The organism is Aliiroseovarius sp. CAU 1755, assembly GCF_054482655.1.
The window spans coordinates 944,306-959,141 of the sequence record NZ_JBTLRH010000001.1; the positions used below are offsets into that span (position 1 = coordinate 944,306).

The window sequence follows — 14,836 nt, forward strand, 5'->3', positions numbered from 1 at the left end:
ACCGGCATTCCCCAAAAGGAAAGCGATTTCTCGGCTCTTCAGTTTGATGACGCGCTTTGTTCCAGGGCCTTTGCGACCCTGACCCGCCGTTCCAGTGCGGCCCTGTCCTTCAAGGCCTCGGTGGCGCTGCGGCGTCCGAATGCAACGCGGGCTTGTGCAAGGTAGGATTCGCGGTCGGCGCGAGCGCGGGCCAACGAAATGTTCAGTTGCATAATCTGCATCTCTGCCCACCGCTGCCACTTGTCGAAATACCCGCTGGACATTGCGATTGGCACGTCGCCTGGCGAACCACCTTTGGGGAGGTCGAAAAGGCGGCGTCGCAGATCCGAAATCTGCGCCTCCAGCGACTGTATCTTTTGATTGTGACGCGCAAGATCTGACATGGCCAGATCATATTTCATCGCCGAAAGCTGGTGCAGTTTTGATAGCTGATCAGTCATTCGCACCCCCGAAAGAGCGTCGCGCGCGGCTGCGCATTTTTTCGGCGAACCGGATAGCTGCGGCAACGGCCTGATACTGGTCTGGCGGGATTTGTTCGCCGATCTCTACGGTGGCATGCAGCGCGCGCGCGGTGGGTGGATCACGGTGGATGGGAATTCCGTGCTCTGCCGCGACTTCGCGGATGCGGGCGGCAATTTCATCTACCCCTTTTGCGACACAGACCGGGGCTTCGCCGGGCAGTCGTGACCATTTCAGCGCCACAGCGTAGTGGGTCGGGTTTACAACGATGACATCTGCCTCGGGCACCTCTGCCAGCATCTGGTTCATCGCAATATCATACCCCTTTTGCCGGCGCTGGTGCTTCATATGGGGGTCACCTTCGTTTTGCTTTATTTCGTCCATCAGCTCTTTGTGGGACATGCGGTTTTTGCGGGTATGTTCCTGCTGCTGCCACATGAAATCAATTCCACCGATGATCATTGCGATCAGCAGCACCAAACTGAAGAACGCGACACAAAGTTTGAGCAGCACGACGGTTGCCATCCCTGCGCTAAGCGACAACGTGGCCAGCATCTGAGGCAGCTTCACCCAAATGAAAACGCCCAGCACCACGGTGTAGATGGTGAGTTTGACGAAGCTCTTGAAAAATTCGAACAAACCGGATCGACCGAATTTGTTCTTCGCGTTGGAAAGCAATGACAGCCGGTTGAGCTTGGGCTGAACCTTCTCAGGCGCGACAACGAAGCTGCGCGTCGCAATTGACAGGACCAATACGGCAATGGCAGGCGCAATGAACCAAGGCGCCATTTGGCCACCAACGCCCAGCAGCAACGCGGCGGACAGGTCGCTCCCACCCCCTCGGAACACGTCGCTTGCAAGCGTGTCAGCGCGCGCCAGCATGCCTGCCAAAAGCGCGCCCACACCTTTCAACGACGCCGCGCCAATGCTCATCGCCAGTAGGAGCAGGACAAGATAAGACATGGCGGTGTTCAGATCGGATGATCGGGCAACTTCGCCACGTTTTCGCGCATCGTCCAGCTTCTTTTGTGTCGGCTCGTGTTGTTTGCTGTCGTCGTCTTCCGTGTCGGACATCACCAGCCTCCGAACGGATCAGAGAGTGCGGCCGCCAGCGCTGCGCGCCAGATGGGCAGCAGCAAAGGGGTCGTTAAGAACAAAAGGATCAAGCCCCCCGCAGTGATGGCCGGCGCCCCCACGAAGGCCACCATCAACTGGGGCATCGCGCGGTTAATGACGCCCAGGGCGACATTGTAGAGCAATGACACGATCACGAAGGGCGCGGCCAGAGTGAACGCTAAGGTGAAAGCCTGAGCAATGTGCGTGAGGCCCCAGTTCGAAAAAGCCTGTGCGGCCGGAAATACACCTGGGGGGAAGGCGCGATAGGACAGGATGAAGCCCTCGGCGATCCTGACATGCAGACCCATCATTGCCGCCAAGGCTAGCCCGGCGATCAGCAAAACATGCCCAAGCGCAGGTTGAGGGTCGGCATTCGCGCCCCCCATCAATTGTGCAAGCGACGTGGACTGTGCTGCAATACTGCCTGCGATCTGAAGGCTCATGATCACAAGTCGCAAGACCAACCCAAATGCCAGCCCGATAATAGGTTCCGAGGCGAGCAACAGCATCTGGGCTTGGGGCTCGATCGTGACGCCGATGTCGGATGCGACTGCCGGGGCGACGATCAGGCTGAAGGCAAGAGCAAGGCCCAACCGCACGCGCGGTGGCACCGATCTTTCACCGAAGACAGGCAACAATGCCATCGCAGCACCGACCCGCAGGAACACGATGAAACCGACCACCAAAAAGCCCGAAGCCAAGTCCGAGATATATGCAAGCGCCTCAGTCACGCTGAAATCATGCCGACCAAAGAGGGGCGCGCTTCAGTTCCGATTTCCTCGAACGATAGAACGGGATTCGCAATTCCCTTTGCAGATAGAACCGTGCGCAAAAACCGGCGCCGGCGTGATGAGGTGACAACCGCTGGGTAGATACCGTTTTCGCCGGCACGTGCGATCCGGTCCGCAACCGAATTTGCCAGTTTGTTGAACTCTTCCGGTGGAAGTGCGACGTCATTGCCCCGGTCGCCGTCCAGTTGGTGGGCTTGAAATCTTTCTTCCCATTCCGGGGCCAGTTGAACCAGAGGAACGGTGCCGTCCTCTCGTTTCAGGTCGGCAATCAGCTGGAACCCAAGACGTTGCCGGACGTATTCACAGATGGCTTCTGGCGATCCGAAGACGGGCTTGGCCTCTGCTACACTTTCCAAAATGACGGGCAGGTTGCGAATTGACACGCGCTCTTCCAGAAGCAGTCTGAGCACGGAATGCAGTAGATCCAAGGGCACCTTGTCGGGGATCAGTTCCTCCAGCAAACGGCGGTTGGCCTCGGCGCGGGCGGGGTCTGAAAGATTGACAAACTCGTCCAGCAAACGCCGCAGCGACTTAAGCCCGAGCAAGCGCGGAAAGTTTCGTTTCATCACCTCAAGAAGATGCGTGGCCAATACTTCGGTCGGGGCGATGACGGCGCAGCCAGAAAGGGCTGCTTCTTCTTGGTCGTCTTCGCTTACCCAGCGGGCAGGCGCACCATAGACCGGCTCCTTCACGTCCTCTCCGGCGGGGATGTCGTCACCATCGCCAGCCAGAATAACCAATGTCTTGTCCGGAATCAGCCTGCTGCGCGCCTGTTCGATGCCTTGAATCTTGATGGCGTAGGTGCCGGGCGGAAGCATGCTGTCATCGGTCAGTCGGATTTCTGGCAGGATCAAGCCGAAAGCACCGGCGATATGGTTGCGGATGCTTGATATGCGGGCGTCTAGTCCGGTCGAAGGATCCAACACCATCGACACGAGATCGGGCGCAAATTCAACATGGATGTCGTCAAGATCCAATATATCGCCCATACTTTCCTTGCGTGGCATGGTGCTGTCATCCAACGTTTCCGCAGCGGTGTTTTCAGCCTCTTTCTTCAGAATTTGATGGCCCTTCCATGCGGCGGCTGCCAAAGCCATTGAACCCAAGATAAACGGGATGAATGGCAAGCCCGGAACCAATCCGAAAAGTGCCATCAAGACGGCCACAGTTGCCAGCGCTGATGGGTATTTGCCCAATTGCGAAAACAACGCCAGATCGGTCGAACCAGAAGTGCCCCCGCGCGCCAATAGCAGGGCTGAAGCGATTGAAATGACGACCGCCGGGATCTGAGTCACAAGCCCGTCGCCGACCGTCAGGATTGCGTAGGTTTGAAAGGCGCGGCCGATCTCCATATCGTGGACAACCACGCCGATCAGCAGCCCCATCACCAAATTCAAGGCGGTGATCAGCAAACCTGCCACCGCATCGCCTTTGACGAATTTCGAGGCCCCGTCCAGCGATCCGAAAAACGTGGTTTCAGCCTGCTCGCGTTCACGGCGAGCCTTGGCCTCGGTGTGGTCAATAGCACCCGCGGACATGTCGCTGTCGATCGCCAATTGTTTGCCGGGCATGCCATCAAGCGCGAAACGCGCACCGACTTCGGCCATGCGCGCGGCGCCTTTCGTGATTACGATGAAATTCACGATCAGCAGAACGCAGAACACCACGAGCCCCAGCAGAACGCTCCCACCCATCACAAAGCTCGCGAACCCTTCGATAACGCTTCCGGCGGCTGAAGTGCCAGTGTGACCTTGCCCGATGATCAACTTCGTAGACGATACATTCAGGGACAATCGCAACATCAGCGAAGCAAGAAGAACGGTCGGGAAGGCCGAGAAATCCAGCGGCCGCTCAATGAACAACGTTACGGTGAACATGAGAATGGCCAAGGCAAACGATGCGGCCAGACCGACATCCAAAACCCAGGCTGGCATCGGCAAGATCATCATTACGATAATGGCCATTAGTGCCAGAGCGAGCAAAATGGTCGGGTGAAAAATCTTCTGAACCAGGATCATTTCCACAACCCCTGACCGCTTCGTTCTGAAAACAGGCTTGTTGCAGCCAAGGCGCCACTGATCGGGGCAAGCGAGCCGAGTGTGGTTGAACCGGCGTTTCTTTGTAGTAACGGAAAGTCATTTTGCCGTGGAACGATGTCGCGGGCGTGGCCAGTCGGAGCCACTGGTCCTGTGCGCAACTGTCGATTATGTGCAAGCCGGATCGGGACTCCATCTTCAGCCAGAAACTGACGGCGCAGCGTTCGGAACTTCGCCTTGTAGGTTGTCGCGTGCTGTGGCGTGCGCGAGTGGTAAGCTCCAGCAGCAGCATCCCACGCCCCAAACTCTTGATGTAACTCAAGAAGGAAGCGCGCTGCATAGCGCGCATTGGGCAGGGGGTCGAACATCTCACTTATCGACGTGAAGTGTTGTCGGTGCCATTTGTAGTTGATCTGGAAGCAACCAACATCAAAGCTTTCCGCTCCACGCGACAAATGGGTTTGAACATAGCTTTCTGCCTCTTCGAAAGTGTCAAACCAAACCCCCGTTCCTTCCATATTGACCGTCCAGGGCCAGGGCTGCAGCGCGGCCGTCTGCTTGCGTCCTGTTTCGACCAGAGTGATGGTTTTCAGAACCGACACGGGAACACCGGTTTCGGCAGCCGCCAAATAAGCGGCGTCATAACAGGCTGCAGTCTGAAAAGTGCTGGCATGCGCTGCGGTTAGCTTGGCGATAAAGATGATCATTGGCATCAAGGCCAATGCAATTCTGGTCAATAATGTGCTGTGTTTGTGGTCGCCAAACAGCGAAGGAGATACTTTAAGGGCTTCGGGCATGTTGCTGCGCAATTCTTGCTGCGGATTTGATGCTCAGAATACGCATGCTCCCTTAACAAGCGGTAACCATGTCCCATCTTAGGGTGTCGGGAATTCAGCTAGCAACCGATCCAGCGTCGTCCTTGCCCCGGCACTTGCAGTTAACAAAGACTGATAGGCAGAAAGTGTGGTCGCATCAGCCAGTTGCGCATCGCTTGAACTGGCGAGCGACGCAGTGGCAGCAAGCGTTTCGTTCGGTGAGCGGCCCAATGCGGCCCAGGTACCAGATCGCCATAGCTCTGAAAGCCTTGCGTCCGGTTTCTGCAAGATCGCAAAAAGCTCTGCCGCATCCTCGTGGCGACCCAATCCAGAAAGCGAGGCCGCTCGCAATTCCAGCGCGTCCGGGCTGTCGAGACCCGCAAGATAGCCGAGTGCAACCTCAGGACGCCCTTCGGTCAAAGCTGAACGCGCGATGAGAATTCGCTCGTTTTTGTCGGGGGGCTGCTGGTCAAGCAGCACCATTTGCTTTGCCGGCTCCGCGAACCCGAGCCGAGACAGCCTTTGTGCGATTGCAAAGCGAGCGCTGTTGGTCGCATCCGTCCACCTGTCAGAAGACAAGGCAAATCGCAGGAAGACGGCATCAGAAGCCTTTTCAGTCAAGGCCTGCGCCAGCGTCGCAAGCAACTGCGCGCGCGCTTCAAAGTCGGGGCTTTCTAGTGCCTGATATGCGTCAAAAGCTTGTTCTATCCGCCCGACATGAGCAAGAGCGCGAATTTCGGCATGTGCCAGTTCGGATCCAATTTCTGTGGCGCGGTTTTCATAGGTGAGTGTCGAAAGGAGCTCCAATGTACGTTCTGGTATGCCTTCATCCGAGGCGATCAAAGTGTCGACATTGAGAAGCATAGCCTCCGCCGCTGTATCGACATCAGCATTGATTATGTTTTCAAGCTGTTGAAGGCCACGATGCTTGTCCCCTTCAAGTACTTGCAACCGCGCATTTGAGAGCGAAGGCGGGTGGAGGTCTTCAATTTGAGTGCGCTCCAATACCTGATTGATCTCATGTGCGGTCGCACGGTCTGCGCCAGAAAGGAATTTCTCGACCAGTAAAGGTCCTAAATGCGTTCGTAGATGCGTGGGTAGGGCCGAGAAAGCTCGAAGAACCCCAGAAGAATTGATTTCAGTTCCGGCACGAAGCGCGGGCTGAGCAAGCACTGCCCAAAGCGCGACCTCACCGTCACAGATTAGTTGGGGTGCCAAGAATTCAGAGTGTGATGACTCACCTTGGTCCATGATTTCGGCCATGGCACTCAAAACAGCGTGTTCAGAGATTTCGTTAGGGAAAGCAGATAGATAGGATAGGGCTTCTGCGCCCAGAGTGAGATAAATTTGGTTGCGGACAAGCCGGTTCAGGGCTGTTTCATTCAAGCGATCAAATTCGCCAAACAGCTCGGCCCTTTGAGACGAGAAATCAAGTTCTCTCCCCTCGTTTGTGGCCCAGTGCGCGATTGCAAAAGCGTCCGCGTCCAGACAACGAACGCCATTTTCTGTGACCATCGTATGCCCGAGATTGCTGTTGGCCTCTCGATCTACGGCAGTCTGAATCGCGATATGGTCGTCTGGAGTAACCAGGACTGTTTCCGGCGCGGGCACATCGGGTGGTTCAGCACTCGTAAGGCCCGGCGCGTCAGTGTCTGCAACAGGAAGGAGTTGGTCGACCGAGGTGCTGACCAAGCCTTGGGCCGCAGCGCGCGAAAGCTGAGCCAAGAGCGTGTCTTCGGTCAAGCGGTCTGTAGTTTGAACCGCAGCGGCTTCATCGGCATCTTTGGAAGGTCTTTCCGCGATCGTGTCTTTGGTGCTTGCCTCCTCGGGCTTGTCAGACGAGGTCTGCCCAATCGGCAATCCCAGCCGAACGGCACTTGGCGTAAGGCTTGCCGCTGGAGATTGCGCGAGCGCGTCACGCTTGCTGTGAGCGACCAAGGTTTCTGGATTTTTACCGCTGGGACCATCAAAGATATCAATGACATACGGGCCACTAGGCAGTCGTTCCGTTTTGGCATGGCAATCACAATCTGCGATGATCTTTAAGCTGCCGTCTTGAGCGCTGAAGACGGCAGAAATACGGGTTCTGGGAATCTTCTCAAAGACACGCTTGGTAGTGAACGTGTTGCTTGGGTCCTTCGTCGACAGGACATAGCCTTTTGGCGTTTGGTTGAACTCGGCCACGTCATTGGTGTCTGTATAGATCACCAGCCTTGAGAAATCTGCATGCTCGCCCGAGCGGACAACTATCTCGCGTGCTTCCGACAGCGTCGGCGCTAGCAGAAGAGTGGCCAAGAAAAGGCGAACCATCATAATCATGCCGCCGCTTGTTTGACCTCTTTTAACGCTTCCTCAAGGTCAGAGTAGCTGGGCCGGTGATGTCCCGGTGTGTTCTGGCGGCCCACCTCGATGCAGATGTTGACAGAATGGTTGTAGAGATTTGCCACCAGCACTTCACGGATAAGCTGGTAGAAGTGGGCATCTTCCTCGACCACTGTTTTGACCTTGGCTGAAAACGGCCCAACCAACCCATAAGCCAGAAAAACGCCAAGAAAGGTCCCGACCAGTGCCCCCCCGATCATCTTGCCAAGGATTTCGGGTGGCTGATCAATCGACCCCATTGTTTTGATCACCCCGAGAACAGCAGCGACAATGCCAAGGGCAGGCAAACCGTCTGCAACAGTCTGAAGGGCATGGCTGGAATGCAGTGCATGGTGCAGGTTTGCATCCATGCGCTTTTCCAAAACCTCCTCGACTTGATGGGGATCATCATAATTCATGGAGGCCGAACGGAGGGTGTCACAGATTAGGTTTACCGCTTCGGCGTCCTCCAAGATCTTGGGATAACGAGAAAAGATGGTGCTTTCGGATGGATTCTCAATATGCTCTTCAAGCGCCACAGCGTTTTGCCGGGCTTGTCGTATCAACTCAAACAGCAAGCACAGCAAGTCTTTGTAGTCTTCGTGTGTCCATTTGGGACCCTTGAACACCTTCCCGATGTCTTTCATTGTGTGTTTGATTGCTGCCATGTCGTTGGAAATGACAAAAGCGCCCGCCGCGGCCCCCCCGATCATGGTGAATTCGAAGGGAAGCGATTTGAGGATGATCCCCATCTTGCCGCCCGCAGCAAGGTAGCCGCCGAAAACCATAACGAAGATCAACGCAATACCGACGAAACCGATCATCTTTTACCTCTGCGCATATACGTGCTTGTTCGGGTTCAACATGACATCACTGGGTTAATAAAACGCGACCGTTGGTCAGTTCGTCGGCACATCTGTATGCCGGCCTGCCAACACAACGCTGATCGCGTAAGCGGTCTGAGGCTTCAACCCAGCCATGATCTGAGCCGCAATAGGCGCTTTCATACGCGACAGGAATCCTGCAGCAAATTCCGGCGCCATTTCCTCGAATAGAGGAATGGCCTGTTTGGGCTTCATGTTCTCATAGAGGGTCGTCAGCCCATTCAGATCATCCGCAGCAGCTGTTTTGGCAGTCGCCATCGTCGCAGCCAATTTCTGTTCAGCAACGATCAAGGCATCCATTTTACGCGCTATCTGTTCGTCGGCGACAGACAAAGCCTTCAGGCGATCTTCAAGGGCAGTCTCTCGTTTCGCAACTGCAGCTTCGCGATTTTGCAGGGCTGCCAACAGCCGTTCGATATCTGCGTCGCTCTTGCAGCTGTCATTTTCGACGGGTTCAGCTGAAGTGCCTTTCAGGATGGTGGTTACATCATCTGCCACAGCCATACCCAATGGCCCCAATCGAACCAGCCCGGAGGAGGCCAACATGATGGCCAGAAAAAGCAGTATGCGTCGGTTCGTGGATTTGCGCCGCGATGTTCTTGGCGGGCTGTCGGGGTTGTCCGGACGATTCATTCTGCAGCCTCCAGCACCCGATTGCTTGAAAACAGTGGTGGAGCGTCTTCCTGATGGTTCTGCGCCTGGCTATCGCTACTTGCGTCGTGATTTTCAGTGTGGTCGGGAATGTCATGTAGACTGGCCATCATCAGTTCCAGTTTGCGCGCAGAGCTTTCCGCGCGCTCTGTCAAGTCGCCCAGCACGGCGGCGCTTTCGCCTGCGGCCAATCGGGCTTTGTCCAGCGTTTTCGTCATGTCATCGACCTGTGCCGACAAAACCGCCACCGCACCGCCCATGCCATTTTGTAGATTGTTGAAGCGACGCAGGCGCCTGGACAGCACCAGACAATAGACAGCCGCACCAAGAGCACCGAGGCCCAAAAGAATGTCTGCGAGGATATCCATGTGTGTCCCTCCTTCTTAGTTGAGGACGAATTCCAAGATGAGCAGGTCCCGCACGCGACCTTCGCCGGTTACCAATTGAATGCGGCGCAGCATTTGCGCACGCAGCTGGATAAGAGCGGCTGGGTTTTCCAGCATCGGAAGTTCAACCGCGCGCAAATACGAATTCAGCACGTCCACCACGCGCGGCAGCACATTTTGCACGTCCGCTTCGTGACCTGGCACGACCTCTAGAGAGGCGCGGAAGCGCAAGTGGCGCGTGGCACCTGACTTTCCCAATGAAACGACAAGCGGTTCCATTTCGACGAATGCGACCGGCGGAAGATCGGTCAATTGCGGATCTTCCGTATGCGCATCTTCTTGGCTGGAGGCGCTGCCAACGACCCCAGTGTAGGCCGCAAAAAACCCGCCACCGCCAAGGAGAAGGGCCAACACCAACCCAATAAGAAGCCCCTTCTTGGAAGATTTTTTAGGTGCTTCGTCTGCGGTGTCTTCTTTGGTTTCCGGTTCTGCCATGAGTGCATCCAAGTTTCTTGTCTCGAATCGTTATAAACCTCTGGGCACTAACCAATTGTTAAGGGCGATTGACGATAACGGCATTCAGTGACGGGGGCAGAAGCCCGCTCGTGAAAGGAGTTACGTCTTGCAGCAGATCACTTCGGTTTGGACCGCCCTGGACATGAAAAAACGCGTGATCGTCGTGTTGGCCACGCTTGCGATGTTCGCTGCGGTGATTGGTTTGTCCCGTATGGCGACGAACCCGCGGATGACACTGCTGTATGCCGGTCTGGAAAATGGGGCCGCGGGTGATGTCGTCAACGCACTTGAAGCACGCGGCGTTGCCTATGAAATCCGCGGTGGCTCGATCTTGGTCGACGATTCCGCACGCGACAGCCTGCGTATGACGTTGGCCAGCGAAGGTCTGCCCGCAAATAGCGGTCAAGGCTACGAATTGCTTGACGGATTAAGCGGGTTTGGAACGACATCGCAGATGTTCGATGCCGCCTATTGGCGCGCCAAGGAAGGCGAACTGGCACGCACAATCGTCGCAAGCCCACTCATTCAGAATGCCCGCGTGCATATCGGAAATGTCTCCTCCCAACAGTTTCGTCAGCGCAACGAACCCTCAGCCTCGGTTACCGCGACCACGTCCAGCGGCACCTTGGCACCTGCGCAGGTCAAGGCGCTGAAATTCCTTGTCGCGTCGGCTGTGCCGGGGCTGTCGCCTGATCGGGTGTCGATTATCGACAGTCGCGGTGGGCTGTTGGGCAGTGGTGATGAAACCGAAAATCTTTCTGGGGCGGCCTCTGATCGGGCGGCCCAATTGAAGCGCAATGTCGAACGATTGATCGAGGCGCGAGTCGGGTTCGGAAATGCCGTCGTCGAGCTGAACCTGGAGACTGCGACAGAGCAGGAATCCATTTTGGAACGCCGCTTTGATCCCGAAAGCCGCGTCGCTATCTCGACGGACACACAAGAGACATCGAACACAGCCAAGGACAGCGCGAACGCCGGCGTTACCGTGGCTTCGAACCTGCCGGAAGGCGACGCAGCGGGTGGTGGAAATTCGTCATCGAACACGTCAGAAAGCCGCGAGCGTATTAACTACGAGGTCTCTGAAACTACACGAGAAGTTGTGAAATCACCAGGTGCGGTGAAACGGCTGACGGTGGCAGTATTGGTTGACGGCTTAAAAACGACCGACGCTGACGGCAATGAAGTCTGGGAGCCGCGAACCGCCGACGAGTTGGAAAGTTTGCGCGATCTGGTGGCCGGGGCGGTTGGTTTTGACGAAGGGCGCGGCGATCAAATTACAATCAAGACAATGCGGTTCGAAGCGATCGTCGCCGATGGGACGGCGCCATCGGCCGGACTTCTGGCGGGGCTTGACCTTGATGTAACCTCGTTGGTGCAGATGGCCTTCTTGGCGGTTGTGAGCCTCGTTCTTGGCTTGTTCGTTCTGCGTCCTATCTTTGCAGCGCAAGGAAAAATCGATCAGGGGGCGACGGGCGCTGCTGCGTTGCCGGGACTGCCTCAAGACCGCGCTAATACCTCTATGCTGCCCGCAACCCAAGAGATCGCGCCACTGCCAGCTTTTACTGGCGAGATCGACGATGGTGACTTTGCACCCCCCGAAATGGCAGTCGTGTCGGATATTGATTTCGGCGACGATGACACTGGTTCGGATGACCCTGTTCAGCGACTTCGAAACCTGATTGCCGAGCGTCAGTCCGAAACGGTCGAGATTCTGCGCGGTTGGATGGAAGATGATGAAGAGGTGGCGCGATGAGCGCGCGCGTGTTCTTGGAGGAATTCGGCGCTGTAGATGCGCGTGTTTCAAGTGATCTGCGGGGCAACGAACACTCATCAGATACAGATCAAACGGCAGCTGATCTGGAGAGCAAACGCCTGGAAGGCTATGCCGCGGGCTATCAGGCGGGCTGGGATGACGCATCGAAAGCCAATACCGACGAAAAAGAACGCGTTGAAGCCGAGTTCGCACGCAACCTTCAAGATCTAGGGTTCACTTTTCAGGAAGCACGAAGTCACGTCCTTGGAACACTGGAGCCGTTGCTGACTGCGATGGTGGAAACGGTTCTTCCAAAAGCCATTCAAGAAGCATTGGGGCAGGTGATCAACGAAGAGCTGATCCCGATGGCGGAGCAAGCCGCCGATTCACCTATCCAAGTCTTGGTTTCACCCGCCAGCCGTGGGGCTTTGGATCACCTGATGCAGCACCCAAATGCGGTTCCATTTGAAATCGTGGAAGAAAGCACATTGCCCGAGGGTCAGGTCTACCTTCGTTCGCCGACGGCTGAGCGGCGGATAGACCTGAGTTCGGCGCTCGACCGTATCAAAGATGCCGTCGAAGCAGTTTATGACATCAACGAGAAGGCATTCAACTATGGCTGAACCCGCACCTGAAACCGATGCTCAAGGCGCAAAAAGCCCGTTCGTCAAAGTTCCGATCGAAGTCACGATTTCGGTCGGATGCGCACGCCCGACAGTGCAAGAGCTTTTGCAGCTGGCACAGGATTCCGTCCTGCCTTTGGACAAGAAGATCGACGATCCTGTTGAGCTTTATGTCGGCGGGCAGCTTATCGCACGCGGCGAACTGGAAGAGCTGACCGGAGACTCGCAAGGCCAACTCGCCGTTCGTTTGACCGAAGTTGCAGACCTCAAATCCGGATTGTGAAGCAAAGGTTGTTCCTCATGGCACCGCTCTTTCTTCGCGCTGTAGTGCTCGCGGTCCTGCTTGGGATCGGCGCCTCCGGTCAGGCCAGTGCGCAGGACATCTCCATCTCGCTCGGGGATGATGGGTCGCTGGCGACGCGAACAATCCAGATTTTCGTTCTGCTCACGGTGCTTAGCCTTGTGCCGGGGTTGGCCATCATGGTCACCTGCTTCCCCTTTCTCGTCACGGTTCTGTCTATTCTCAGACAGGCGATCGGCCTACAGCAGTCGCCGCCAAACATGTTGATCATCAGCCTTGCGCTGTTCTTGACCTATTTTATTATGGAACCCGTCTTCGTTGAGGCCTGGACCCAGGGTGGCCAGCCGTTTTCCGAAGGCAAGCTGGAAATCGAACCAGCGTTTCTGGCCGCGATCGAACCCTTCCGCCTCTTCATGGCAGACCGGATCGACCCGGAAACCTTCGAACATCTTGCAACCCTTCGTGAGCAAACAGCGGGCGTAACTGTCGGTGCTGATGCGCCAATGTCTTTGCTGGTGCCGTCTTTCTTGCTGTCAGAAGTCGAGCGCGCCTTTCAGATCGGTTTTCTTGTGTTTCTTCCGTTTCTGGTCATCGACCTTGTGGTCGCGGCCATTCTGATGTCGATGGGCATGATGATGGTGCCGCCCGCGATTGTGTCGCTGCCCTTCAAGCTGGCGTTCTTTGTTGTTGCGGATGGTTGGACGCTGATTTCAGGCGCCTTGGTCCGCAGCTATTTCTAGCAACGAGGGTTGGCGATGCCCAAACGCGACCCAACTGGTTCCGGGTCGGGCTATTCCCAGTCGCCTGAGAACCCTTTTGGCACGTGTAGAATTGAACGATCCACGGTCGAGATGTCGGTGTGACCGCAGAACGCCATCGAAATATCCAACTCTTTGTGGATCACCTCCAACGCCTTGGTGACACCCTCTTCCCCCATCGCGCCCAGGCCATAGGTGAATGCGCGGCCGATATAGGTGCCCTTGGCGCCCATCGCGACCGCTTTCAGAACGTCCTGCCCTGACCGGATGCCACTGTCCAGATGGACCTCGACCTTGTCACCGACGGCGTCAAGCACAGCGGGCAATGCGCGGATGGAACTGAGCGCGCCATCAAGCTGGCGCCCGCCATGGTTGCTCACAATGATCGCATCTGCACCGGCGTTCACCGCCTCGATCGCGTCTGCTGGCTCGATGATCCCCTTGATGATCATCGGACCGCCCCACATCTTTTTGAACTGTCGAATGCGGTCCCAATCCAGTGACGGATCGAAAGCCTGCGCGGTCCATGTGTGAAGCGATGAGGGGTCTTCGACCCCTTGTGCGTGACCGACAATGTTGCCGAAGAACCGTCGCTTGGTGCCCAGCATTCCCAAGCCCCACTGGACCTTGGTCATCATGTTCGCGACCGATTTTGCGGTCAATTTGGGCGGGGCAGACAAGCCGTTCTTCAAGTCCTTGTGGCGCTGCCCCAGAACCTGAAGATCAACGGTGATGACAATGGCCGTGCAATTCGCGGCGCGGGCCCGGTCAAACAGCCGCTGCATAAAGTCGTCATCTTTCAAGGTGTAGACCTGAAACCAGAACGGCGCAGAGGTGTTTTCGGCCACGTCCTCAATCGAGCAGATCGACATGGTGGACAACGTGAAGGGCACGCCGAACTTTTCGGCCGCTCGTGCCGCCTTGATCTCACCATCTGCGCATTGCATCCCGGTCAACCCGACGGGCGCAAGCGCGACGGGCATGGCCACATCTTGCCCGATCATCTTGGTCTGGGTGGAGCGGTTGTCCATATCCACCGCGACCCGCTGTCGAAAATAAAGCTTTTCGAAATCCGAAGTGTTTTCGCGAAACGTCTGCTCGGACCAACTGCCGCTTTCCGCATAATCGTAAAACATCTTTGGCACCCGCCGCTGGTAGATGCGGCGCAGGTCTTCGATTTCGGTGATGACGGGCATTTCAGCCTCCTGAAAAATTGGTAAAGAAAACTTACCAGCAGTTCTTTTGCTTGGCAATGGACCTTTGGCGCGGCCTAACTGGATCGAAAATTCCACGCACAGGGGCGACGCCGTAGGGACAAAAGCCTTAACAACGCGAATCACCCGTGGTAGTTTGCAAAAAACAAAAAGAAAAATGGCAGGTATCAGG

General features: G+C 56.2%; 15 protein-coding genes. 4 read left to right on the top strand and 11 right to left on the bottom strand.

Translation table 11 applies throughout. The features are described from left to right. Positions 1 to 38: 38 nt before the first annotated feature. The 10 genes from ACXYMP_RS04675 to ACXYMP_RS04720 form a co-directional block, all read right to left on the bottom strand. A complete protein-coding gene (locus ACXYMP_RS04675; RefSeq protein ID WP_458904627.1) occupies positions 39 to 440 on the bottom strand; it encodes a hypothetical protein in 402 nt (133 codons plus the stop codon). Further along, entirely contained in the window at positions 433 to 1,533 is a 1,101-nt protein-coding gene (locus ACXYMP_RS04680; protein ID WP_458904628.1) for an EscU/YscU/HrcU family type III secretion system export apparatus switch protein, read from the bottom strand. The genes ACXYMP_RS04675 and ACXYMP_RS04680 overlap by 8 nt, the downstream gene beginning before the upstream one ends. Next, the gene (locus tag ACXYMP_RS04685; RefSeq protein WP_298568120.1) at positions 1,533 to 2,306 is read right to left on the bottom strand and encodes a flagellar biosynthetic protein FliR; all 774 of its coding nucleotides are present in this window, start codon (positions 2,304 to 2,306) and stop codon (positions 1,533 to 1,535) included. The genes ACXYMP_RS04680 and ACXYMP_RS04685 overlap by 1 nt, the downstream gene beginning before the upstream one ends. Beyond that, entirely contained in the window at positions 2,303 to 4,384 is a 2,082-nt protein-coding gene (flhA, locus tag ACXYMP_RS04690; RefSeq protein ID WP_458904631.1) for a flagellar biosynthesis protein FlhA, read from the bottom strand. Before flhA ends, ACXYMP_RS04685 begins: the two co-directional genes overlap by 4 nt. After that, positions 4,381 to 5,199 carry a transglycosylase SLT domain-containing protein gene (locus ACXYMP_RS04695; RefSeq protein ID WP_458904633.1) on the bottom strand — a complete coding sequence of 273 codons (819 nt, stop codon included), beginning with the start codon at positions 5,197 to 5,199 and terminating at the stop codon, positions 4,381 to 4,383. Before ACXYMP_RS04695 ends, flhA begins: the two co-directional genes overlap by 4 nt. A gap of 78 nt (positions 5,200 to 5,277) precedes the next feature. Then, a complete protein-coding gene (locus ACXYMP_RS04700; protein ID WP_458904635.1) occupies positions 5,278 to 7,536 on the bottom strand; it encodes a hypothetical protein in 2,259 nt (752 codons plus the stop codon). After that, positions 7,533 to 8,402, bottom strand: coding sequence for a flagellar motor stator protein MotA (gene motA / locus ACXYMP_RS04705; RefSeq protein ID WP_298568111.1), 870 nt, complete (start codon positions 8,400 to 8,402; stop codon positions 7,533 to 7,535). The genes ACXYMP_RS04700 and motA overlap by 4 nt, the downstream gene beginning before the upstream one ends. A gap of 75 nt (positions 8,403 to 8,477) precedes the next feature. Beyond that, a complete protein-coding gene (locus ACXYMP_RS04710; RefSeq protein ID WP_458904638.1) occupies positions 8,478 to 9,095 on the bottom strand; it encodes a MotE family protein in 618 nt (205 codons plus the stop codon). Beyond that, positions 9,092 to 9,481, bottom strand: a complete 390-nt coding sequence (locus tag ACXYMP_RS04715; protein ID WP_458904640.1) for a hypothetical protein — start codon at positions 9,479 to 9,481, stop codon at positions 9,092 to 9,094. Before ACXYMP_RS04715 ends, ACXYMP_RS04710 begins: the two co-directional genes overlap by 4 nt. A 15-nt stretch (positions 9,482 to 9,496) precedes the next feature. After that, complete coding sequence (locus ACXYMP_RS04720; RefSeq protein ID WP_458904642.1) at positions 9,497 to 9,994, bottom strand: flagellar basal body-associated FliL family protein; 498 nt, start codon at positions 9,992 to 9,994, stop codon at positions 9,497 to 9,499. Between the two features lie 127 nt (positions 9,995 to 10,121). On the opposite strand from ACXYMP_RS04720, the gene fliF reads away from it, so the two are divergent. From fliF to fliP, 4 genes are read left to right on the top strand one after another with little or no spacing between them, the layout of a single operon-like run. Beyond that, a complete protein-coding gene (gene fliF / locus ACXYMP_RS04725; RefSeq protein ID WP_458904644.1) occupies positions 10,122 to 11,768 on the top strand; it encodes a flagellar basal-body MS-ring/collar protein FliF in 1,647 nt (548 codons plus the stop codon). Between the two features lie 14 nt (positions 11,769 to 11,782). Continuing rightward, positions 11,783 to 12,391: a FliH/SctL family protein gene (locus ACXYMP_RS04730; protein ID WP_298568101.1), complete on the top strand. Its 609-nt coding sequence runs from the start codon at positions 11,783 to 11,785 to the stop codon at positions 12,389 to 12,391. Further along, positions 12,384 to 12,674, top strand: coding sequence for a FliM/FliN family flagellar motor C-terminal domain-containing protein (locus ACXYMP_RS04735; protein WP_298568099.1), 291 nt, complete (start codon positions 12,384 to 12,386; stop codon positions 12,672 to 12,674). The genes ACXYMP_RS04730 and ACXYMP_RS04735 overlap by 8 nt, the downstream gene beginning before the upstream one ends. A 17-nt stretch (positions 12,675 to 12,691) precedes the next feature. Next, complete coding sequence (gene fliP, locus ACXYMP_RS04740) at positions 12,692 to 13,432, top strand: flagellar type III secretion system pore protein FliP (protein WP_298568098.1); 741 nt, start codon at positions 12,692 to 12,694, stop codon at positions 13,430 to 13,432. 50 nt (positions 13,433 to 13,482) lie between these two features. Here fliP and ACXYMP_RS04745 read toward each other — a convergent pair whose 3' ends face one another. Continuing rightward, positions 13,483 to 14,646, bottom strand: coding sequence for an alpha-hydroxy acid oxidase (locus ACXYMP_RS04745; RefSeq protein WP_298568097.1), 1,164 nt, complete (start codon positions 14,644 to 14,646; stop codon positions 13,483 to 13,485). Positions 14,647 to 14,836 lie beyond the last annotated feature (190 nt).